General features: G+C 37.2%; 18 protein-coding genes. 2 read left to right on the top strand and 16 right to left on the bottom strand.

From position 1 onward, the window contains the following. Positions 1-5 precede the first annotated feature (5 nt). Positions 6-1,511: a glycerol kinase GlpK gene (gene glpK / locus A5866_RS14910; protein WP_086444967.1), complete on the bottom strand. Its 1,506-nt coding sequence runs from the start codon at positions 1,509-1,511 to the stop codon at positions 6-8. 343 nt (positions 1,512-1,854) lie between these two features. On the opposite strand from glpK, the gene A5866_RS14905 reads away from it, so the two are divergent. Together A5866_RS14905 and zwf are read left to right on the top strand one after the other, a co-directional pair. Continuing rightward, the gene (locus tag A5866_RS14905) at positions 1,855-2,502 is read left to right on the top strand and encodes a metal-dependent transcriptional regulator (RefSeq protein WP_086280176.1); all 648 of its coding nucleotides are present in this window, start codon (positions 1,855-1,857) and stop codon (positions 2,500-2,502) included. 60 nt (positions 2,503-2,562) lie between these two features. Beyond that, positions 2,563-4,083, top strand: coding sequence for a glucose-6-phosphate dehydrogenase (zwf, locus tag A5866_RS14900; RefSeq protein WP_086444968.1), 1,521 nt, complete (start codon positions 2,563-2,565; stop codon positions 4,081-4,083). 37 nt (positions 4,084-4,120) lie between these two features. Here the strand turns inward: zwf and ileS are convergent, their stop codons facing one another. The 15 genes from ileS to rsmH all read right to left on the bottom strand — a co-directional run bounded on the left by ileS (position 4,121) and on the right by rsmH (position 21,324). After that, positions 4,121-6,910: an isoleucine--tRNA ligase gene (gene ileS, locus A5866_RS14895; RefSeq protein WP_086444969.1), complete on the bottom strand. Its 2,790-nt coding sequence runs from the start codon at positions 6,908-6,910 to the stop codon at positions 4,121-4,123. Positions 6,911-7,337: 427 nt separating this feature from the next. After that, positions 7,338-8,057, bottom strand: a complete 720-nt coding sequence (locus tag A5866_RS14890) for a DivIVA domain-containing protein (RefSeq protein WP_086444970.1) — start codon at positions 8,055-8,057, stop codon at positions 7,338-7,340. Between the two features lie 19 nt (positions 8,058-8,076). Next, on the bottom strand, positions 8,077-8,859 hold the full coding sequence (locus tag A5866_RS14885; RefSeq protein ID WP_086444971.1) for an RNA-binding protein: 783 nt from the start codon (positions 8,857-8,859) through the stop codon (positions 8,077-8,079). Positions 8,860-8,881: 22 nt separating this feature from the next. Continuing rightward, a complete protein-coding gene (locus A5866_RS14880) occupies positions 8,882-9,154 on the bottom strand; it encodes a YggT family protein (RefSeq protein WP_244148138.1) in 273 nt (90 codons plus the stop codon). Between the two features lie 10 nt (positions 9,155-9,164). Beyond that, positions 9,165-9,764: a cell division protein SepF gene (locus A5866_RS14875; protein WP_086444972.1), complete on the bottom strand. Its 600-nt coding sequence runs from the start codon at positions 9,762-9,764 to the stop codon at positions 9,165-9,167. A gap of 13 nt (positions 9,765-9,777) precedes the next feature. Then, on the bottom strand, positions 9,778-10,455 hold the full coding sequence (locus A5866_RS14870; RefSeq protein ID WP_086280155.1) for a YggS family pyridoxal phosphate-dependent enzyme: 678 nt from the start codon (positions 10,453-10,455) through the stop codon (positions 9,778-9,780). Between the two features lie 15 nt (positions 10,456-10,470). Further along, a complete protein-coding gene (gene ftsZ, locus A5866_RS14865) occupies positions 10,471-11,727 on the bottom strand; it encodes a cell division protein FtsZ (RefSeq protein WP_086280153.1) in 1,257 nt (418 codons plus the stop codon). Positions 11,728-11,753: 26 nt separating this feature from the next. After that, complete coding sequence (gene ftsA / locus A5866_RS14860; RefSeq protein ID WP_086280150.1) at positions 11,754-13,076, bottom strand: cell division protein FtsA; 1,323 nt, start codon at positions 13,074-13,076, stop codon at positions 11,754-11,756. 161 nt (positions 13,077-13,237) lie between these two features. Then, on the bottom strand, positions 13,238-14,098 hold the full coding sequence (locus tag A5866_RS14855) for a cell division protein FtsQ/DivIB (RefSeq protein ID WP_254907591.1): 861 nt from the start codon (positions 14,096-14,098) through the stop codon (positions 13,238-13,240). Between the two features lie 192 nt (positions 14,099-14,290). Continuing rightward, positions 14,291-15,382: an undecaprenyldiphospho-muramoylpentapeptide beta-N-acetylglucosaminyltransferase gene (murG, locus tag A5866_RS14850; protein WP_086444974.1), complete on the bottom strand. Its 1,092-nt coding sequence runs from the start codon at positions 15,380-15,382 to the stop codon at positions 14,291-14,293. 7 nt (positions 15,383-15,389) lie between these two features. Further along, positions 15,390-16,760: a UDP-N-acetylmuramoyl-L-alanine--D-glutamate ligase gene (gene murD, locus A5866_RS14845; RefSeq protein ID WP_086444975.1), complete on the bottom strand. Its 1,371-nt coding sequence runs from the start codon at positions 16,758-16,760 to the stop codon at positions 15,390-15,392. A 281-nt stretch (positions 16,761-17,041) separates the two neighbouring features. Beyond that, positions 17,042-18,007, bottom strand: coding sequence for a phospho-N-acetylmuramoyl-pentapeptide-transferase (gene mraY, locus A5866_RS14840; RefSeq protein ID WP_086280136.1), 966 nt, complete (start codon positions 18,005-18,007; stop codon positions 17,042-17,044). 58 nt (positions 18,008-18,065) lie between these two features. Then, positions 18,066-19,946, bottom strand: coding sequence for a peptidoglycan D,D-transpeptidase FtsI family protein (locus A5866_RS14835; RefSeq protein ID WP_086280133.1), 1,881 nt, complete (start codon positions 19,944-19,946; stop codon positions 18,066-18,068). After that, positions 19,947-20,348 carry a cell division protein FtsL gene (ftsL, locus tag A5866_RS14830; RefSeq protein ID WP_086280130.1) on the bottom strand — a complete coding sequence of 134 codons (402 nt, stop codon included), beginning with the start codon at positions 20,346-20,348 and terminating at the stop codon, positions 19,947-19,949. It abuts the gene before it with no gap. Between the two features lie 16 nt (positions 20,349-20,364). Then, entirely contained in the window at positions 20,365-21,324 is a 960-nt protein-coding gene (rsmH, locus tag A5866_RS14825) for a 16S rRNA (cytosine(1402)-N(4))-methyltransferase RsmH (RefSeq protein ID WP_176332589.1), read from the bottom strand. Positions 21,325-21,333 lie beyond the last annotated feature (9 nt).

The raw sequence follows: 21,333 nt of genomic DNA, 5'->3' as shown, positions 1-21,333 counted from the left end.
ATGCTTTATTCAGTCGGCTTAAAAGCCATCGTTGCCTGAACTGCTCTTTTCCAGCCATCATACAGTTCCGTTCTCTTAGCATCATTGATTTGTGCTTCAAATCGTTTGCCATGATGAGCAAATGCTTTAATTTCAGCTAAATCTTGCCAAAAACCGACGGCTAAACCAGCTAGATAAGCAACACCTAAAGCTGTAGTTTCAGAAAAATCAGCCGCTTCTACTGGTTTGTCAATGATATCTGCTTGAAACTGCATCAGTAAATCATTTTTTGAAGCTCCACCATCCGCTCTTAATCGCTTAATTGTAATCTTAGAATCATTTTCCATTGTTTTGATCACATCAGCGGTTTGATAGGCTATCGACTCCAATGTTGCACGAATCAGGTGTTCTTTTGTTGTTCCTCTTGTTAAACCGAAAACTGCTCCTCTGGATTTCTGGTCCCAAAAAGGCGCTCCCAACCCCGTAAAGGCTGGTACAACATACACGCCATCCAAATCTGTGACTTGATTTGCCAAGGCTTCTGACTCCTCAGCCTTTTCAATCAATTTCAATCCATCACGTAACCACTGAACAGCAGAGCCTGCCACAAAAATACTTCCTTCTAAAGCATAATTGACCTTGCCATCTATTCCATAACCGATCGTAGTCAATAAACCATTGTCAGATAAAATTGCCTGCTCCCCTGTGTTCATCACAATAAATGCGCCTGTGCCATACGTATTTTTAACCATTCCTTTTTCAAAAGCCGCCTGACCAAAGAGCGCCGCCTGCTGATCACCAGCCATTGCAGCAATCGGGATATTTTCTCCATAAAAATGATAGTCTTCTGTATAACCATAGATTTCTGCATTTGAACACACTTGCGGCAACATCATTCTTGGAATACCCAGAATATCCAAGATATCCTGATCCCAATCTAATGAATGAATATTAAATAGCATCGTTCGACTAGCATTCGTGTAATCTGTCTTATGCACTTTCCCACCTGTCAGTTTCCACAATAACCAGGTATCGATCGTACCAAATAATAGTTGTCCAGCTTGTGCTTTTACTTTGGCATCTTTGACATTCTCTAGTAGCCATTTTACTTTAGTTGCAGAAAAATAAGAATCGATGATCAAGCCTGTTCGTTTTTGAATAAACTCTTGATGACCATTTTCTTTCAGTTCATCCGCTAATTCATTTGTTTGCTTAGATTGCCAAACAATGGCCCGGTAAATCGGTTCGCCTGTCTGTTTATCCCAAACAACCGTTGTTTCACGTTGATTGGTGATTCCAATTGCATTGATCTGAGCAGGTTTTAACTTTGCTTCGATCAGTACATCTGCAATCACAGACTGAACTGAATTCCAAATTTCATTAGCATCATGCTCGACCCAACCAGGATTTGGAAAATACTGAGTAAACTCCTTTTGGGCTTTGGCAACTTCCTGTCCATCATGATTGAAGATGATTGCTCTTGAGCTCGTTGTTCCTTGATCTATCGATAAAATGTATTGGTTTTGTTTCATATTTTTTCCGCTCCTCGAAGATGATACTTTCATTATAAAGCAAAGTTCACTTAAAAGTCTTGTTCTATTATATAAAACGTTGATCAACTGGTGTTCTCATTTCCCGAAAATTCTAATTTTATTTTAACAATCCATTTTTTTTATAATCCTGTACTCACCAATTTAAACTAAAACATAAGCCAAAAAGAACCGAGAAAACGTTATCAATCAAGTGTTTGTTCCCTATTTGTAGATTCAAAAAGTCAAACACACATTTTTTTCAAGATTAACATATTATTAAATGGTCAAAAAAACAATTTTCTGATAAACTTATGCTGATGGCTTCTTTGAAAGGATGAACGATATGACCCCAAATCGCGAAGACTACCTAAAATTGATTTTTGAATTAGGTGGCGATGAAAATAAAATCAACAATAAACAAATTGTCGCGGGCTTAGATGTTTCAGCAGCTTCTGTCAGCGAAATGATTTCAAAATTAGTAAAAGAAAAATTGGTCGAACATTCACCCTATCAAGGTGTTCAATTAACCGAGTCAGGCTTAAAAAAAGCCAGTACACTGATTCGCAAACACCGCTTATGGGAAGTCTTTTTGGTTGAGCATTTAAACTATTCCTGGAATGAAGTTCATGATGAGGCAGAAGTCTTAGAGCATGTTACCTCTCAAACTTTGGCAAACCGTTTATCTACTTACTTGAATCAACCGAAATTTTGTCCTCATGGCGGTGTCATCCCCAGAGATGATCAACCTGTTCACGAAGAAAAACGTCAAACATTAATAGACTATCCTGTTGGGACTACAATTCGTATCGCTCGCGTTTTAGATGAGAAAGAATTATTGGATTATCTTGTTTCGATCGATCTGCAAATTCATGAAGAATACACGATCAATGATATTGCAGCTTACGAAGGTCCGATCAGTATAAGTAATGAAACAAAGAAATTATCGATAAGTTATAAAGCAGCAAGCACTATTTTTGTGGATAAATTATAAGAACTGGTGGTTTCAGAAAAATTTCTGTCACAACCTCCATTATGAAAGCGGGGAAATGAAATGAATGAAAAGATAGCTCTATTTACTATATTTGGCGGCACTGGTGATTTAGCCAAAAGAAAATTATATCCTTCTTTATTCCGGTTATATCGTAAAGGCAATTTGGCTGAACATTTTGCTGTGATCGGCACAGCAAGAAGAGAATGGTCTGATGATTACTACCGCGAAATCGTTCGTGAAACGATCAAAGATCTAAATCCAACAACAGAAGAAGCCGCTGCTTTTTCAAGTCACTTCTATTATCAAGCTCACAATGTCAATGACTCTGAACATTACGATACGCTAAAAAAATTATCAGATACTTTAAGTGATAAATACGAATTAGGCGGCAATCATATTTACTACCTAGCTATGGCTCCGCAATTTTTCGGTACGATCGTTCAGCATTTAAAATCACAAAAAATTCTAACAGATAATGGTTTTGATCGTTTAGTTATCGAAAAACCATTTGGCGCTGATTATGCTTCTGCCTATCAGTTAAATGAAGAAATTCGGGCCGTTTTCCCTGAAAAAGATATTTTTAGAATCGATCATTACTTAGGCAAAGAAATGATTCAAAACATTTCCGCAATTCGCTTTGCTAATAACATTTTTGAATCTCAATGGAATAATCGCTACATCGATAATGTTCAAATCACTTTTGCAGAAAGCTTAGGTGTTGAAGATCGTGGTGGCTATTATGATCACAGTGGTGCCTTAAAAGACATGGTTCAAAACCACATTTTACAAGTTGTCTCATTATTAGCCATGGAACCACCTGTCGCTTTTTCAGAAGCAGAAATCCGCGCAGAAAAAGTCAAAGCATTACAAGCAATCCGTCTGTATTCAGAAGAAGAAGCTTTGGAGAATTTTGTTCGTGGTCAGTATGGTGAAGGAAAATTAGATGATCAGCAATTTATCGGTTATCGCGAAGAACCAAATGTTGATGAACACTCACAAATAGAAACATTCGTTGCGGGTAAATTCTTGATCGATAACTTCCGCTGGTCAGGCGTTCCTTTCTACATTCGTACTGGGAAACGTCTAACTGAAAAAGGAACACGAATCAATATTGTCTTCAAACAAGTACCAGTCAATGTTTTTAAAGACGACATCGACAAATGTGGTGAAAAAACAGATTTGCCACCAAACGTCTTAACAATCTATATTCAACCAACAGAAGGATTTTCTATGACATTAAATGGAAAACAGATTGGTCAAGGCTTCACGACGACACCTGTCAAATTGGATTATCGTCATAGTGCAGAAACAACAGGAAATAGCCCTGAAGCTTATGAAAAGCTATTATTAGATAGTTTAAACGGTGACGGGACAAACTTCTCTCATTGGGACGAAGTTGCTCAATCTTGGCGTATCGTTGATATCATTCGTCAAGCTTGGGATAAAACCTCCGTTGATTTCCCTAATTATGCAGCAGGATCGATGGGACCTGATACTTCATTTGATCTGTTGGCAAAAGATGGATTTACCTGGGATTGGCAACCAGATATCTGGTATCGTGAACGTGGAAAATTAGATTAATAAAAAGGACTCTGGATAATTTCCAGAGTCCTTTTTATTAATCTTCAAATCCTTCTGCCACAGCTTCTGGATAATTTTCTTCAACAATTGTAGCGCAACGCGCACATAAATGTGGTAATTTTTCATCTTCACCAACATCTGTACGTACAGCACGACAACGGTCACAGGTTTCACCCGCTGCTTTTTCCACAAGAATCGACATATCATCGAATTTTTCCACGTTTTCAGGAACTTCTGCCGTTTTAGCCGCAACCTCAAAACCAGAAACAATCAATAATTGAGCAACATCAGCATCAACAGCTGTTAATAACTCATAGATTTGTTCATTAGGATAAACCGTCACTTTCGCTTCTAATGATTTACCGATCAATTTAGAATTACGTGCTTCTTCTAACGCTTTTAGAACATTATCTCTAAAGTCCATAAACGCTGCCCAAGTGTCTAATAACTCTTGTTGATTGGCAAACTCAGCATAACCTGGGAACTCAGCTAACTGAACATAATCTTCGTCTTCTTTCAAGAAGCTCCAGATTTCCTCAGAAGTATGAGGGATAATTGGCGTTAAAAGTTTTGTTAGAGCAACAGCCGTTTGATAGAACACAGTTTGCATACAACGACGTTGATAGTTATCTTCTGCTTCGATGTAGACAACATCTTTGGCAAAATCCAAATAGAATGAAGATAGATCAACTGTTAAAAAGTTCATTACTGAACGATAAATTTGCATGAAATTATATTTTTCATAGCCTTTTTCACGAATTTCTTGAATCACTTGATTTAAACGGACAACCATATATTTATCCACAGAACGTAATTCTTCATAAGCAACAGTGTGTTCTTTAGGCTCAAAATCACTTGTGTTTGCTAATAAGAAACGCATTGTATTGCGGATTTTACGGTAAACTTCTGAGACTTGGTTCAAGATGTCCATCGAAACACGCACATCCGCTTCATAATCCACACTACTTACCCACAGGCGTAGAATATCTGCACCCATTTGTTTGATTACTTTATCTGGTAAAATCGTATTCCCCAATGATTTACTCATTTTGCGACCTTCACCGTCCAAGGTAAATCCTTGGGATAATACAGCTTTATAAGGCGCTACTCTGTTGATCGCTACACTTGTTGTAATACTTGAATTAAACCAGCCACGGTATTGATCAGAGCCTTCTAGATACATATCAGCTGGGAAAGTTAGTTCTGGACGCTCACGCAAGACAGCCTCATGTGAAGAACCAGAATCAAACCAAACATCCATGATATCATTTTCTTTTGTAAATTCACCATTTGGAGAACCTGGGTGTGTGAAACCTTCCGGCAATAACTCTTTAGCTTCACGCTTAAACCAAACATTTGATCCATGTTCAGCAAAAAGATTCGCTACATGATCAATTGTTTCCGGCGTAATGATTGCTTCGCCATTTTCAGCATAGAAAATCGGTAATGGTACGCCCCACGCACGTTGACGAGAGATAACCCAATCGCCACGATCACGAATCATGTTGTATAAACGCGTTTTTCCCCAAGGTAGGATCCAATCGACTTTTTCAACTTCATCTAAGATGTCTTGACGGAACTTATCGATTGAAGCAAACCATTGTGGTGTAGCACGATAAATCACTGGTTTCTTTGTACGCCAGTCATGTGGATAACTATGGGTAAAGAAATCTAATTTTAAGAGTGCATCTTTTTCATCAAGTAGTGCCGTAATCATTGGATTTGCTTTATCATAGAAAATCCCTTCAAAACCTGGTGCTTCATCTGTAAATACGCCACGGTTATCCAGAGGTGAAAAAACATCTAAATTGTATTTTTTCCCTACAATATAGTCATCTTCACCATGTCCAGGAGCAGTATGAACTAATCCAGTACCAGCGTCTAAAGTTACATGGTCCCCTAACATTACTAGAGAAGTGCGATCATAAAATGGATGCTGTGCTGTCATATATTCTAGATCTTTACCAGAAATCGTTTCTAGAATCTCGACTTCATCCCAGCCAATTGCTTCCTTAACGTTTTCTAAAAGATCTTTTGCCACAACATATTTTTTGCCATAAGCATTTACAAGGACATATTGATAGGTTGGATTTACCGAAATTCCTGAATTCGCAGGTAGTGTCCAAGGTGTTGTCGTCCAGATCACAAATGAAGTCTCTGTATCTAATATTCCTTTGCCATCAACTACTTTAAAAGCTACATAAATAGAAGGTGATTTAACATCTTTATATTCAATTTCAGCTTCTGCCAATGATGACTCACTTGAAGGAGACCAGTAGATAGGTTTTAGACCTTTATAGATATACCCTTTTTCAGCCATTTTTCCAAACACTCGAATTTCAGCAGCTTCGTATGAAGGATCTAATGTAATATAAGGATGTTCCCAGTCTCCAGCAACACCTAAACGTTTAAAATCAGCTCGTTGTGTATCTACTTGTGAACGAGCATATTCTTCACATTTTTCACGATACTCAGCTAAAGTCATTTCTTTTCTTTTAACACCTTTATTGGTTAACACTTGTTCAATCGGCAACCCATGCGTATCCCAGCCTGGAACATATGGTGAACGAAATCCTGACATAGATTTTGAACGGATGATGATGTCTTTACTGATTTTGTTTAATGAATGACCCAAATGGATATTTCCATTTGCATACGGAGGTCCATCATGAAGGACAAATGTTGGTTTCCCTTCATTTAATTCTTGACGTTTTTCATAGATTTTTTGTTCTTCCCAATCTTTTTGCCACTCTACCTCGCGGTTTGGCAGATTCCCACGCATTGGAAAAGCAGTTTTCCCCAATTGTAATGTCTCTTTCATTTTCATTTCTATTTCCTCGCTTTCTTTTGTAACGATTGCTTAATAAGTCATGCTGCTAATAAATGAAATATAGTCTAAACTGGATCACTTGCTTTGTTTTTCATCAGAAATTTTGGTGAGGTTACTTCGCTCCTTGCAGTCGCTAAGTACTGTTCATCATCTACTCTGGCGGAGCCAGTCGTAGTGATGAACAGCAAAAAGTACCTTCATCCCAAGGGACGAAAGTACTCGCGTTACCACCCAAATTTAAAATAATCGATCAACTCAATTATTTCCTCTGTTAATTGTTAACGAAATCACTCGTCAAGTTTTACTTGATTCAAACTTGAGTAAAATAGAGGATCTTTTCAATACCAGGGTCTGTCAAACTTGCACTATCATTGACTCGCTAAAAGAATGGTTATTGACTTTTCTGTTCTATTTATTTACAAAATTATTTAGGATCTTTATTTAATAGATCTAACATTGCTTTTGGATCCATAGCTGCTTGTTCTAATGTTGGTTCATCCACTGTAGTTGGTTCTTCAGTTAGTGTTGTCTCAACAGCTACATCATTGCTACTATCAAGTTCACCTGCTAAGACTTCTTTGATAACAGTATGTGAGTCACTTACGTAACTTGAGAATGGTTTTAATAATTCGTTCCATTCTTCACTTTTCACTTGCTCTAATTGTGCTTCTAACATTAAGCTTAAACGTTGATGGAAGACACGTGTTTTCTTCTTCAGATCATCTGTTTCAGCTGCTAATTGACGAGCACGATCAGTTGCATCTGTTAAAATTTCTTTGGCTTTTTCTTCAGCAGAAGTAATTAAATTGCTTGAACGTTTTTCAGCAGAAGAAATCATTTCATTTGCTGTATTTTCAGCAGAAGTTACGATTACCTCTGATTCTTTGTTCGCACTTGTTTTCACTTTGTCTGCAGTATCTTGAGCCACAATAATTGATTGATTCAACGCATCTTTCAATTCATTGAAATATTGTAATTTTTCTTCAGCATGTTTTAATGATTTTTCAAGCTCACGTGTTTTTTGAAGTGAATCTTCATAATCTTTTGTTACTTGATCTAAAAAATCATCGACGTCGTCTTGATTGTAACCTCTCATTTTCGTAGAGAAATTCTTATTTTGAATATCTAATGGAGTTAATGCCATATTCCTTCACCTCTTTGGATTATTTTCGTAGAACTCCCAATAACAAACGAAACTTGTCCTTTTTCGTCTTACCCTCTAACTCTTGGATTTGAATTCGGCCAAAACCTCTAATCGACACGATATCTAGTAAGTCTACTAAGAAATCTGGTCTGATATTCTCCGTCCAATTCACTTTAACTTTTCCAGATTCGATCAACTGTTTTGATCTCTGTCTAGATATATTATATACGCTAGAGATTAAATTATCCAGACGTAGTGAACTTATTGTTGTCCGCTCATGTGACCAATCATCTTTTGGAAGAATGATCTCTGTATAGTTTCTTTTTTCTAGTCTTACTGAAATTTTCCCGATTTTCTCTACCTGAGTTATGACAAAATTTGCTACTTCTTTCGCAACAAATACTTGCCACCTATCACCATCAGAAATAATATCACCAAAATATTCACGCTTGATCCCTGTATTAACTAGGGTTCCTAGTACTTTACCGTGAGATAAGGTAGAAAATTTTACAGGATAAACAATTTCAAGTAATTCTACTTCAAAATCCTCTTCTTTTGGTTCATAGTAATCTGGAAAAATCAGACAGCGTCTCCGCTCAGCTTGTTCGTATCCACCGTAAAATTGGAACTCAAGCTCACTATTTTGCCGTATCAATGTTTCTAAAATATAAGCTTGCCTAGGATCTAAAAAGTCAGATAAATAAGGAGCATACTGACTTTCAACCTGTTCCAACCAATCTCCAACAGAATCAATAAAAGGATGCTCATCTTTTCGAAAATGTTGGTACACATTTGCGTTCACAGATAAATCATCCTTTCTTTTATTAATACATGATTGATTGTAAAATCCGTCCCAGTGCACTAGCAGCTAAATTTAATACAATGATTGCAATCATTACATTAAAACCTACCATGCCTATTCTCAAATTTAATCGGTCAAATATGCTTAAGTAAGGTTCACAGATTCTTGCAATCAATCGACCAAATGTAGAATCGTAGGCTCCTGGAAACCAAGATAACAATGCATAAATGATTAAAAGTCCTGAATAAATTTGAACAGCCTTATATAATAAATATATAAATAGAGCGATAATCATTACCTCCTGACTAGAAATCAAACATTTGTTTCTTCGCTAATGATTGAGCCGTTGCGCTATCAATTTCAATGTTTGATGGTGTACAAAGAAAAATTTCATCGCCTACACGTTGAATATCTCCATCTAATGCATAAACCGTTCCTGTTAGAAAATCAACAATTCTTCTTGCTTGATTTTCTTCCACTAAATGAAAATTAATCAATACAGCATCACTTGCAATAATATGTTTAGCAATATTCATTGCTTCAGAATAAACCCTCGGTTCAATAATCGTTATTTTTCCTGGTCTACCTGCGCTATGTGTATCTTGCGAACGTTTTGAACTTGAGTTATTAGAACTACGCATGGAGACAACCTTTTGTTCATTAAATGCTGTTTCCTGACGGCTTTCTTTCTTATCTTGATGCGTTTCTGTTGAACGATAACGAGCAGATGGTTTTTCGGTTAAAGGCTCAGTCGGTCTTTGTACCTGTGCTTGTGTTTGTCGAACCGTCTGTCTTGGTTGTTCATTCACTACCTTTTGCTCTTCATATTCATCATAATTATCATATTCATCTTCACCAGATAATCCAAAAAAGCTCGATAACGCATTTTTACTAAAAATTGACATAGATTCCCCTCCTTTACGCACCTCTGAATAATGCTGTTCCGATTCGTACAAAAGTTGCACCTTCTTCAATAGCAATCGGGAAATCGTTACTCATTCCCATGCTAAGCTCTGTACATGGTGCATATGACAGATGCTGATTATTTATTGCTGATTGCAGTTTTTTTAGCTTAGAAAATACTTCATGAAGAACTGGTTCAGAAGCATCTAACGGAGCCATAGTCATTAATCCTATGATTTTGATTTGATCAAACTCAGCTAGCTGATGGATAAAATCGAGTACTTCCTCTGATTTGAATCCATGTTTACTTTCTTCACCGGTTACGTTCACCTCAACAAAACAGGAAATTTGCTTTTCTGCTCGTTTTTGGATTTCTTGTGCTAATTTCAAACTGTCCAAAGCATGAAAATAATCTATCTTATTTATTATTGATTTTACCTTCCTACGCTGTAAATTACCAATCAAATGCCACTTAATAGATGAAAAATTTTCAAGTGCCGCTTTTTTTTCTAGTAATTTGTCGACTCGGTTCTCAGCCATATTCTCAACACCAAGTTCAGCAAGCTCCTTGGCGATCTCTTTTTCCACTGATTTAGTCACAGCAATCATTGTTACATCATTGTCTGACCTTGAAGCTTTTTGGCATGCCAGCTGAATTTCTTGATTTATTTTTTCTAAATTATCAACTAGCATGATCAAAAGTCGCTCCTATCTTTTTCTACGGAAAAATGGTGGTGTGTTTAACTCATCGTCATTGTTTTGTGATGGCTCTTCACGATGAAATGTTTCAAAATCTTTCTTTTCAACATTTTCAAATGTTGTATCTTCGACTTTAGGTCGTACGTTTTGCTCACGTCGGATATCCCAGTCACCAAAAGCGCTTGTTTCTTCTTGAGGTTGTGGTTGTGATGGAGCTGGTTTTGATTGCTCCATATCCAATACTGGTGCTTGTTGTACCGTTTGGATTTGAGTAGGTCTATGTTGACGTTGTGATTTGCGATCTTTTTTAGAAGGATCGATTCCTGTTGCAATAACTGTAACGCGAATTTCATCCCCTAAATCTTCGTTGATAGAAGTACCTAAGATAATATTTACATCACCAGTTGCTGCACTTGTTACGATATCTGATGCATCTTGTGCTTCAAATAAGGTCATGTCTAGTCCGCCAGTGATATTTAACAATACTTGTTCTGCACCATCAATAGATGTCTCTAACAATGGAGAAGAAATAGCTTTTTTAGTTGCTTCGATCACACGGTCTTCACCACTAGCAACACCAATTCCCATCAAAGCAGTTCCTTGGTTTTCCATAACTGTTTTCACATCAGCAAAATCCAAGTTAACATACCCTGGTGCTGTGATCAAATCTGAAATCCCTTGTACACCTTGACGTAAAACATTGTCTGCTTCACGGAATGCTTCTAGCATTGGTGTTTTTTTATCTACAACTTCTAATAGACGGTTATTTGAAATGATCAATAACGTATCAACGTTTTCTTTTAAAAGAGCAATTCCTTCAGCAGCAAAGCGTCCACGTTTTGGTCCTTCAAAGCTAAATGGTCTCGTAACAACACCTACTGTTAAAGCGCCTAGTTCTTTGGCGATTTTAGCAACTACAGGGGCTGCTCCAGTTCCTGTTCCGCCGCCCATACCAGCTGTGATAAAAATCATATCTGCACCTTGTAAGGCATCTGAAAGAACTTGTTCACTTTCTTCTGCTGATTTTTGACCGACTTCTGGTTGAGATCCAGCACCTAAACCACGTGTATATTTAGGTCCAAGTTGGATCACTGTTTCTGCTTTTGAGTTTTTAAGGGCTTGTACATCTGTATTGGCCGCGATAAATTCTACGCCTTTAACGTTTTCATCGATCATACGGTTAACAGCATTACCACCGCCGCCGCCTACACCGATAACTTTGATGACAGCGCCATTGTTAATGTTATTGTCTAAAGAAAATTCCATAGTATCGTTTCCTCCTGTTTTAATTGTTAGTCAAAAATGTTTGAGAAGAAGTCTTTGATCTTGCCAGTAACTTTTTCACCAGATTCATGTATTTCAGAATCATCGTAATCATCTTGTGGTGTATCTGCATAAGTATCATATTGTACTTCTTGTTGAATGGCGATTGGTTGGGATGATTTGATCTTCTCACCAGGAATCGCACCTTTTGCAATATGATAAATGTCATTTAGTTGAGCAGAATATTCTACGATACTGATCACATTTGTAAATACTGGGTTACGTAACCCCATATGATTAGGCACATATAATTTCACACTCGCATCAAAAATTTCCTGTGCTAAGTCAACCACACCTGGAAGGCTTGCGCCGCCACCAGTTAGGATCACTCCGCCTGGAAGTTCTAAAGCATCGATTTCGTCTAACACTTCTTTAGACTTTTTAAAAATTTGTTCAACTCTTGCTTCGATTACTTCTGAAAGATAACGTTCATCCACTTTTACAGGTTCTGATTTACCAATCACATCAACCGGAAATTCTTCACTAACTGATGTTCTTTCAGGATAAGCATCACCATAGTTGATTTTCAATGCTTCAGCGTTATTGAACGATGTATTCAAAACGATAGAAACATCTTTAGTGACAAATTCGCCACCTTCTTGATTCACGTGTGTAAACTTCAATTGTTTATCATGCATCACAGAAGTCGTTGTTTGTCCGCCACCCATATCGATGACGATTGTTCCAAAGTCTTTTTCACCGTCTGAAAGAACTGTCTCTGTTAATGCTAACGGCATAATGACTAATTCATTCACCGTCAAACCAGCTTTTTCAACACATTTTCTTGTATTATGGATAATTGTTTTCGGACCTGTGAAAACTACTCCGAACATTTCTAAACGAACGCCAATCATTCCTCTAGGATCTTTGATCCCTTCAAATCCATCTACCGTAAACTCTTGTGGTAAGATGGCCACGATTTGACGTTCAGGAGGAGTTGAACGAACCAGAGCTGCCGATGCTACGTTTCTTACATCTTCATCAGTGATTTCTTTTGACTCACTACTAACAGCGATCATCCCTTGACAATTTTCAACTTCAAGTAAGTTTGCTGGTAACCCCACATTCACACTTTTAATTTGAATTCCCGCTTTTTCTTCTGCTTGTCTTACTGCTCTTTGAATCGCATTTACTGTTTTATCGATATCGACAATGATCCCTCGATTTAATCCATCAGATTTTGCGTTTCCTACGCCAATGATATTCATTTGACCTTCAATAAACTCAGCCACTACAACTTTTACTGACGTTGTACCAATATCAAGGCCTACATACATTCCTGTCTTTGCCATGAATGGGGTTCCTCCTCCTATTAATTCCAATATGTATGCGGGCATCAAATGCCCTTTTACATATATATTTTTTATGAATACTCACTTCTTTCAATTTTACCATAAACATAGGCTTTTTAGAAAGCAGATTCTACTATTTTATTCTTTTATTTTTCTTAACTTTATTCTAACGCCTGTGAAGATTCTTCTACACTTTCTTCAGTCGCTTCATTATTAAAAGGATATGAGAAAATACCGACTTCCATATCGATGATTCCCGGCTTCTCCATTTGACTTGCTACCTTGCTGTAATACGCCATTTTCTCCTCTAATTGAGAGATATTTACGATCACTTCATTTGCGTCTTTCATGTGAAGATTAATCAATTCTTTGTTTGCATTAGAAGGCGCATAACGAATTTCTGAGATATTTTGCTTCAAATCCTCAGGCAGTTTATTATAAGAATTCATTAAGTTTTTAATGATCGATTGGTCTTTAAAGTTTTGAAAAACAGGCATACCACTCACAGGTGCTTTCATTTCTTCTGGTAAAATTTTTCCATTTTCTAAAATTGGATGGTAAACATTGTTAACAGATTCTAAAGCAACTACTTTATACTCATCGATTTTGATATTGAATGAATTGATTCCGTTCAATGAGATCGAGGCCTTTTTCACACGTGGTAGTTGACGCTCAATTTTTTCTTCATAAATTTTTCTGTCGCCAAATTGCTCCCACAAGCTCTTACCTTTTTCTAGCTTAGATTGCACAATAATCTTCTGGCTATCTACAGCTTCACTTCCCGTCACGCTAATATTCCCTAACTTACTAAGTGGCGAAACAAAATAGAGCACAATGACTATTGCAATCAAAAAGACGGAAACGATCAATGTCAGTCGTCGATACAGTCGTTTATTGCGCACTTCTTTTATTTTTGGTAAGCGGTCTGCAAAAGATTCGTAAGTTTTCTTTTGTTTCTCTTCTGTTTCGGGATTTTCCGAAGCAGATTCTTCTGCTACTGTTTCGTTTTCTTCCTCTTCCAACGCTGTCTCTGTTTCATCAGTTTCTTTAGAAGAATTCCATATCGGCTGATCGCCTTGTGTTTTTAAATACTCTAAATTTTCTTTTTGCCAAGGAGTCAGGTTTTGTTCATCTGGAAGTTCTACAGGATCGACCTGTGGCTCTTCTGGTCCTTTTGAAGCATCTTTTTTCTTACTAATCTTTTACACCCCCTATCAAATAATTTCTTTTACCACTTTATAAAGTCTTTCAGCAGCATCAGGAATACCTTCTTGTTTAGAAGCTGTCGCCATCGCTTGATGACGTGTTTCATCCAACAAAATCCCATCGACTTCAGTCGCTAATTTAAGACCAGTAAGTTCTTGATCAGCAATCATTTCAACCGCTCCAGATTTAACCAGACTTTGAGCATTCTTTGTTTGATGGTCATTTGTAACATACGGACTAGGAATCAAAATTGCTGGCAACCCCAACGCTGTAAATTCTGCTATAGATGTTGCTCCTGCTCGGCCAACCATCAAATCGGCAGCAGCTAAAACTTCTGCCATTTTATCAATATAAGGCCGAATGCTTATGTTTGTCAATTTCTTTTCGGAAAGATTTAATGTTTCTTGTAATTCTTTATAATATCGCTCTCCTGATGCATAAAGCACTTGGTAGTCTCTTTGTTCAAAAAGAGGCAATGCTTCAATAAATGCTTGATTGATTTTCAGAGCACCACGGCTTCCACCAAAAATGACCACAGTTTTCTTGTTAGGATCCAAGCCATATTCTTTTAGAACATCTGTCTTTTCAATCATCACAACTTCTTGTGCTCGTGGATTTCCAGTTAAAACTACTTTATCTTTAGGAAAATAGTCAGCCACATCTGGAAAGCAAATAGCAACTTTAGTTGCATACTTACTTAAAAATTTGTTTGTCATACCTGGTATACTATTTTGCTCATGCACAATCGTTGGTATTTTCAATTGTTTTGCTGCATATACAACTGAACCTGATACATAACCACCCGTTCCGATCACAACGTCTGGTTGAAAGTCTTTAATGATTTTTTTTGCTTTTCCAATACTATTGAGAAAAAGATAGACCGTTTTAATATTTTGCGGACTAAGCGAACGACGAAACCCTTGGATTTTAATCGTTTTAAACGGGATGTTGTATTTAGGTACAATTTGACTTTCCAAGCCTATTTCTGTTCCCACATACATGAATTCAGTATTTGGTTCGATTTTTTTTACATAATTAACGAAAGCCAAAGCAGGATAGATATGTCCGCCTGTTCCGCCGCCAGTTATTAATATTTTCATAATTATCTCACTTTTCTATGTCTTTTAGCTGGTGTATTGCTTGAATAAACGCTTCTCCGCGCAACTCAAAATTAGGATATTGATCCCAACTGGCACACGCAGGCGATAATAGAATAGTATCATCTTTTTCGGAAAAATCATAGGCTTCACTCACTGCTGTTTGGACATTTTCTGTTAATTGTATTGTTTGGATTCCTGCTGCGATTGCTGCTTTGTATAATTTATCTTTTGTTTCTCCGAAAAGCACGATGGCTTTGAGCCCTTTTAATGAAGGAACTAACTCGTCAAAACTATTTCCTCGATCTAAACCGCCAGCTAATAGAATCAGTGAAGAGTGATCAAATCCACTTAAAGCCATTTCCGTTGCAAGTATATTTGTTGCTTTTGAATCATTGTAAAATTTACGTCCTGCTAATTCGCCAACATACTGTGTACGATGCGGAACTCCAGTAAAAATCATCAATGTTTGCCTAATCACTTCGTTTGAAACACCTTTTAATTTTGCCACAGCGATTGCTGCCAAGGCATTTTCAATATTGTGACTTCCTGGTACACCCAATTCATCTGCTTTCATGATTGCTTCATCTTTGTAATACAATTGTCCATCAGCAAGGTAGGCGCCAGTAACTTTTTCTTTTGTTGAAAAAGGAATAATTGCAGCTTTCGTTGTTTTGCTTAATTCTTGTAGTTCTTCTTGATTCCAGTTTAAAACGATATAATCATTTTCCTGCATATTTTCTTGAATAGCCCATTTAGCTTTTACATATTCTTCCCTTGAACCATGATAATCTAAATGTGCTTCGTAAATATTCGTGATCACAGCAATTTGTGGACGGAATGTTTTAATGCCCATCAATTGAAAACTCGATAATTCCATAATAATATCATCAGCAATACTTGCCTCTTCAGCAACTTCACTAGCTGGATAACCAATATTCCCTGCTAAACGAGCAGTTCCTGCTAAGCGATCAGCATTTAAAAGCAACCCGATCATTGTCGTTGTCGTGGTCTTACCGTTTGTTCCAGTAATACCAATGATAGGACATTCAGCAATTTGATACGCCAACTCCACTTCAGTGAGCACGGGCAAGTTCAAGCTTATAGCTTTCTCTACTAAAGGATTCGTGTAAGGAATCCCTGGATTTTTTACAATCAAAGAAAAATCTTCATCTAAAAGCTCAATTGGGTGCCCACCTGTAACAACACGAATACCCAAGGTTAATAAATCTTGGGCTTCTGGGTTTTGATCAAATTGTTTAAAGTCATTAACTGTCACAAATGCACCTAGCTCATGCAACAACTTCGCAGCACTAACACCGCTTTTAGCTAGCCCTAAAACAAGGACTTTTTTATTTTCATAATCTGTTATCTTTTTCATTCTAAATTCTCCTTATCTTTAGAAAAGCTGAAAGAAGCGGTTAGTCTTGTAAAAAAATTAGGAATCTGAGAGTGGGACGCTTTTGGCTCCATTCGAAGATTATCTATTTTTCTAAAGACTGCTTCTGGATGCTAGACACATAGAAAAGCTGAAAGAAGCGGTTAACTCTGTAGAAAGTTAGGAAATTTGATATGGAACGTTTTTGGTTCCTTTTCAAATTTATCTACTTTCTAAGAGTTGCTTCTGGATGCTAGTACCACTTTAACCCTTTAATCATATCTCTAAAAAATAATCCACAATGTAATAGCTGAACAAACGGCACCTGTCAACCAGAAAACAATATCGATTTTCCATTCAGACCAGCCACACATTTCAAAATGGTGATGGATCGGCGACATTTTGAAAATTCGTTTGCCGAATAATTTAAATGATGTAACCTGTAAAATAACACTAGCTGTTTCACACACATAAACGAGACCAATCAATAGTAAGGTCCATTCTTGTCGTAAAATAATAGAAATAGCTGCTAATAATCCACCTAAAGCAAGTGAACCGACATCACCCATAAAGATTTTAGCCGGTTTTTTATTATAAGGAAAGAATCCTAATAAACCACCGATTACACTCAAACAGATGATCACAACATCAAATTGTTGTTGTTTCCATGCAATAATTGCATAAGTAGCAAATGAAATTGTCCCTAATCCTGCAACTAATCCGTCGATTCCATCCGTTAAGTTTACTGCATTTGAAAAACCAACTAACCAAAAAATGACAAATACCCCATAAAAAATCCCTAATGGCAACGTCACAACACCGAATAAATCTAGTGTATCTGACAAGCCTTCAGAACGATAAACAAAATAAAACACTAAACCGCCAATGATTTGACCGAACAATTTTTGACGAGAATTTAGACCCATATTTCTTTTTTTAAAGACTTTGATAAAATCATCTAAAAAGCCTAATAACCCATACAGTACTAAAATGAATAAAATAATCAGTAAAGACGGAGTGAGTTCTTGTTTCCATAGCCCTACTAATAATGCCGTGATAAAACTTGCAACTAGAAATACTAAACCGCCCATCGTTGGCGTGCCTGTTTTCACATTATGCCAAGTTGGACCATCTTCACGCGTTGTTTGTCCTTGCTTTTTCATTTGGAAATAACCGATAAACATCGGCATCACCGCCACTGTGATAGCAAAACTGCATACTATGGGAATAAAAATTTGTGTCCACTCCATGATATCTCTCCTAATTATTCGACTCGTATTGGTCTACCTGTTATTCTACTAAACTTATTTATTTTTCTGGTTCTGCTATTTTAGTTGATTCACTATCCATTGACTCCATAACCAATTTCATCAACGGATTGGCAATTTTTGCAAGAGCTTCTCTCGTATAAGTTTGTGGTTTTTTCATGGTTAGATACAAAATATATTCTGGATTATCAGCAGGAACCATTTCTACAACAGAGTAAGTATAATCTGTTAACCCAGCCATATAACCATTTTCTCCTGTAATTTGCGCCGTCCCAGTTTTTGCAGCTACATGGTAGCCTGGAACTTTATAAACGTCATACGCAATACCATAATTGGGATCTTCTACTGTATCGACCATGTAAGTCCGTATATCGTTAGCTGCTTGCGGAGTGATTACTGGTTGTCCCACTTTTTCAGTTTGTGTGACTTTTTCTTCCCCAGTATCTTTATCAACGATTTTACTAATATATTGTGGTTTCACCATTGAACCGTCATTCGCTATTGCTGTATAAGCTTGCATCATTTGAAAGTTTGTAACAGAAACCGCTTGTCCAAATGATGACATTGCGATATCGACCCAGTTATCTCCAGGAAGTTCCCCAGCAGATTCACCTGCTAAACCTGAATTTGTTGATTTTCCAAAACCAAATTTTTCTAAATAGCTTTTCCAAATTTGACCTGTCGGATCCATTGCCTGTTCTAATGTCAGCATCCCGACATTACTAGACCAAGAAATCGCTTGACGGAAAGTTAAAGGTCCAACTGCTCCAAAATCATGATCATTTACTGTTCGATCATCTAATTTATAACCACCCGCTGGATACGCGAATGTTGTATTTGGACTAAATTTGCCTTCCTGGATTGCTGCTGCCGCTGTAAAAAGCTTCATTGTAGAGCCTGGTTCAAATTTATCTTCGACCAATATATTCCGCCAGACAGTCTTGTCATTTAGCCCTTCTTTTGTTTCGGGATTGAAGGAAGGTCTTTGAGACATCGCTAGTATTTCACCTGTTTTGGCTTTCATCAACATTGCCGTCATATCTTCTGGTTTAAACTCTTCTACAACTGGATCTAACAGTATTTCTAACTGACTTTGAATCCGAGAATCTAGGGTTGTGTATATATCTTTTCCATCAACCGCTTTTTTTTCATTCGCCACAGTTCCTGGTAACGGATTGCCGTAGACATCTTTTTCATACTCGATCTTACCGTCTTGACCACTCAAAATATCATTATACGATTCTTCTAAACCCATTTTCCCTATGAGGCCTTTTGAATCGTCCTCTGCATCAGCTGAGTCAGTATACCCGATAAAGTGAGAAGCAAAAACACCATTCGGATAAATTCTTGCTGGATGACCTTCAAAATAAAGGCCTACTACTTTATTTTGCTTGAGCTCTTCTTCGATTTTTTGTCTCGTCTCTAAAGTGATATTTTTTCCTTTATTACCAAACTCCACTTGGAATTTGACTGTCCCATCCTCATTAACACCTTTATTGAGGAATCCTAAAGCTTCATCCTTCGTAAGCTCAGTATTTCTATCTAAAATTTCTGCTAGTGTTTGGAAATCTTTTTTCTGTGCATACAGTTTTTTGTTTTCTTCACCTAAGTATGTTTCAGACAAAATCGCATAAACAGAATAAGATGTAGCATCTTCTGCGATAACTTGTCCATTTCGATCTAAAATGGACCCTCTTTTTGCTTTGACCACACTACTGCCTTGATAAAGATTCGCTGTCTTTTCTGGCAATGAAACTCCTGCAACTTTCCCAACAGCTACTATGTACGTTAATCTAAAGGCAAATAAAAAGAACAATCCAATACTCGTAGCAAATAAAATAATGCCTACTTTTTTACGATTGTTCATTGGATTTAAGTTCTTCTTTTTGACAAAATTCTTTATTTTATTTTTTATGCTCATTTATTTCACATTCCTTATACTATCAAGGTTATCTGAAAGCCCTTTGCTTTTTGCAACGTCCCTGATGCGATCTGCTTTTGATAGTTCATTTTTTTGTTGCTCTAATTTTAAGGCAGATTCTTCTTTCTCTTGGATCGTCGCTTGCGTTTCAGTAATTTCGTTTGTCATTTGTGTAATAGAAGTACGGACTTGAATGGTGAGAACAGCTATTCCAATAATCGCTACTAATAATAAAAAGCCGATTGTCTTTTCCAAAAGTGAGATATTTCTCAACTTCCTTTTCGGAGATTGGGGTAGGTCTAGATTTCTCTGAACTTTAGGTTTCTGTTCAGCTTCTGTGACTGGCTCCTCTATTACTGGAATGTCATATTGGAAATCTTCCACTTTTTTTAACTCAGCCATGTCGTTACCCCTTTCTTTATAAGTTTAATTTAACTTTTTCGGCAATTCTTAATTTAGCACTTCGTGAACGATTATTCTCAGCCAACTCAGTCTCACCTGGTAAAATTGGCTTTCTTGTAATTACTTTCAACTCTGGTTGAAACTCTTCCGGAACTACGGGTAGTCCAGGTGGTAGATCCTGCATAGTACTATATTCTTTAAACATGCTTTTGACAATTCGATCTTCTAAAGAATGAAACGTGATCACACTGATCCGACCATTTTTATTTAATAAAGCAATAGCTTGTTCTAACGATTCTTCTACAACGCCAAGTTCATCATTTACCGCAATTCGAATGGCTTGGAAAATCCGTTTTGCTGGATGTCCACCTTTTCGCCTTGCTGGCGCTGGAATTGCTGCTTTGATGATTTCTACTAACTCACCAGTTGTTTCAATAGGAGTCTTTTCACGTACTCGCTCGATTTCTCTGGCAACTTGTTTAGAGAATTTTTCTTCTCCGTAACGAAAGAAAATCTTCACTAATTCATGATAGCTGTAATCATTGACCACATCATAAGCGGATAATGCTGCATCTTGATCCATCCGCATGTCTAACGGTGCATCTTGGTGATAACTGAATCCGCGCTCAGCCTCATCTAACTGAGGTGAAGAGACACCTAAGTCGTACAAAATCCCATCGACTTGATCAATCCCATGATTCGCTAATTCTTCTTTTAAATGTCGAAAATTCGACTTGATAAAGGTCACCATGCCTTGATCAACATATTTTTTTAATCGTTGTGCTGCAAAATCCAATGCTTTTTGGTCTTGATCGAACGCGTACAAATGTCCTTGTTCGCTTAATTGAGAGAGTAGGTACTCGCTATGACCTGCACCGCCCAATGTGCAATCGACATAAATGCCGTCTTCTTTCACATGTAAGCCGTCAACTGTCTCTTTTAGTAAAACAGTATAGTGCTGAAACTCTTCCGTCATAATGCTCCT

The organism is Enterococcus sp. 12C11_DIV0727 (genome assembly GCF_002148425.2).
GTDB classification, from domain to species: Bacteria; Bacillota; Bacilli; order Lactobacillales; family Enterococcaceae; genus Enterococcus_L; species Enterococcus_L lemimoniae.
This window is presented reverse-complemented; position numbering and strand designations above follow the sequence as displayed.

What these genes read in the sequence shown, in the direction of transcription:
- glpK (WP_086444967.1), bottom strand. Translation starts at nt 1,511, where the DNA reads ATGAAACAAAACCAATACATTTTATCGATAGATCAAGGAACAACGAGC.
- A5866_RS14905 (WP_086280176.1), top strand. Translation starts at nt 1,855, where the DNA reads ATGACCCCAAATCGCGAAGACTACCTAAAATTGATTTTTGAATTAGGT.
- zwf (WP_086444968.1), top strand. Translation starts at nt 2,563, where the DNA reads ATGAATGAAAAGATAGCTCTATTTACTATATTTGGCGGCACTGGTGAT.
- ileS (WP_086444969.1), bottom strand. Translation starts at nt 6,910, where the DNA reads ATGAAAATGAAAGAGACATTACAATTGGGGAAAACTGCTTTTCCAATG.
- A5866_RS14890 (WP_086444970.1), bottom strand. Translation starts at nt 8,057, where the DNA reads ATGGCATTAACTCCATTAGATATTCAAAATAAGAATTTCTCTACGAAA.
- A5866_RS14880 (WP_244148138.1), bottom strand. Translation starts at nt 9,154, where the DNA reads ATGATTATCGCTCTATTTATATATTTATTATATAAGGCTGTTCAAATT.
- A5866_RS14875 (WP_086444972.1), bottom strand. Translation starts at nt 9,764, where the DNA reads ATGTCAATTTTTAGTAAAAATGCGTTATCGAGCTTTTTTGGATTATCT.
- A5866_RS14870 (WP_086280155.1), bottom strand. Translation starts at nt 10,455, where the DNA reads ATGCTAGTTGATAATTTAGAAAAAATAAATCAAGAAATTCAGCTGGCA.
- ftsZ (WP_086280153.1), bottom strand. Translation starts at nt 11,727, where the DNA reads ATGGAATTTTCTTTAGACAATAACATTAACAATGGCGCTGTCATCAAA.
- ftsA (WP_086280150.1), bottom strand. Translation starts at nt 13,076, where the DNA reads ATGGCAAAGACAGGAATGTATGTAGGCCTTGATATTGGTACAACGTCA.
- murG (WP_086444974.1), bottom strand. Translation starts at nt 15,382, where the DNA reads ATGAAAATATTAATAACTGGCGGCGGAACAGGCGGACATATCTATCCT.
- murD (WP_086444975.1), bottom strand. Translation starts at nt 16,760, where the DNA reads ATGAAAAAGATAACAGATTATGAAAATAAAAAAGTCCTTGTTTTAGGG.
- mraY (WP_086280136.1), bottom strand. Translation starts at nt 18,007, where the DNA reads ATGGAGTGGACACAAATTTTTATTCCCATAGTATGCAGTTTTGCTATC.
- A5866_RS14835 (WP_086280133.1), bottom strand. Translation starts at nt 19,946, where the DNA reads ATGAGCATAAAAAATAAAATAAAGAATTTTGTCAAAAAGAAGAACTTA.
- ftsL (WP_086280130.1), bottom strand. Translation starts at nt 20,348, where the DNA reads ATGGCTGAGTTAAAAAAAGTGGAAGATTTCCAATATGACATTCCAGTA.
- rsmH (WP_176332589.1), bottom strand. Translation starts at nt 21,324, where the DNA reads ATGACGGAAGAGTTTCAGCACTATACTGTTTTACTAAAAGAGACAGTT.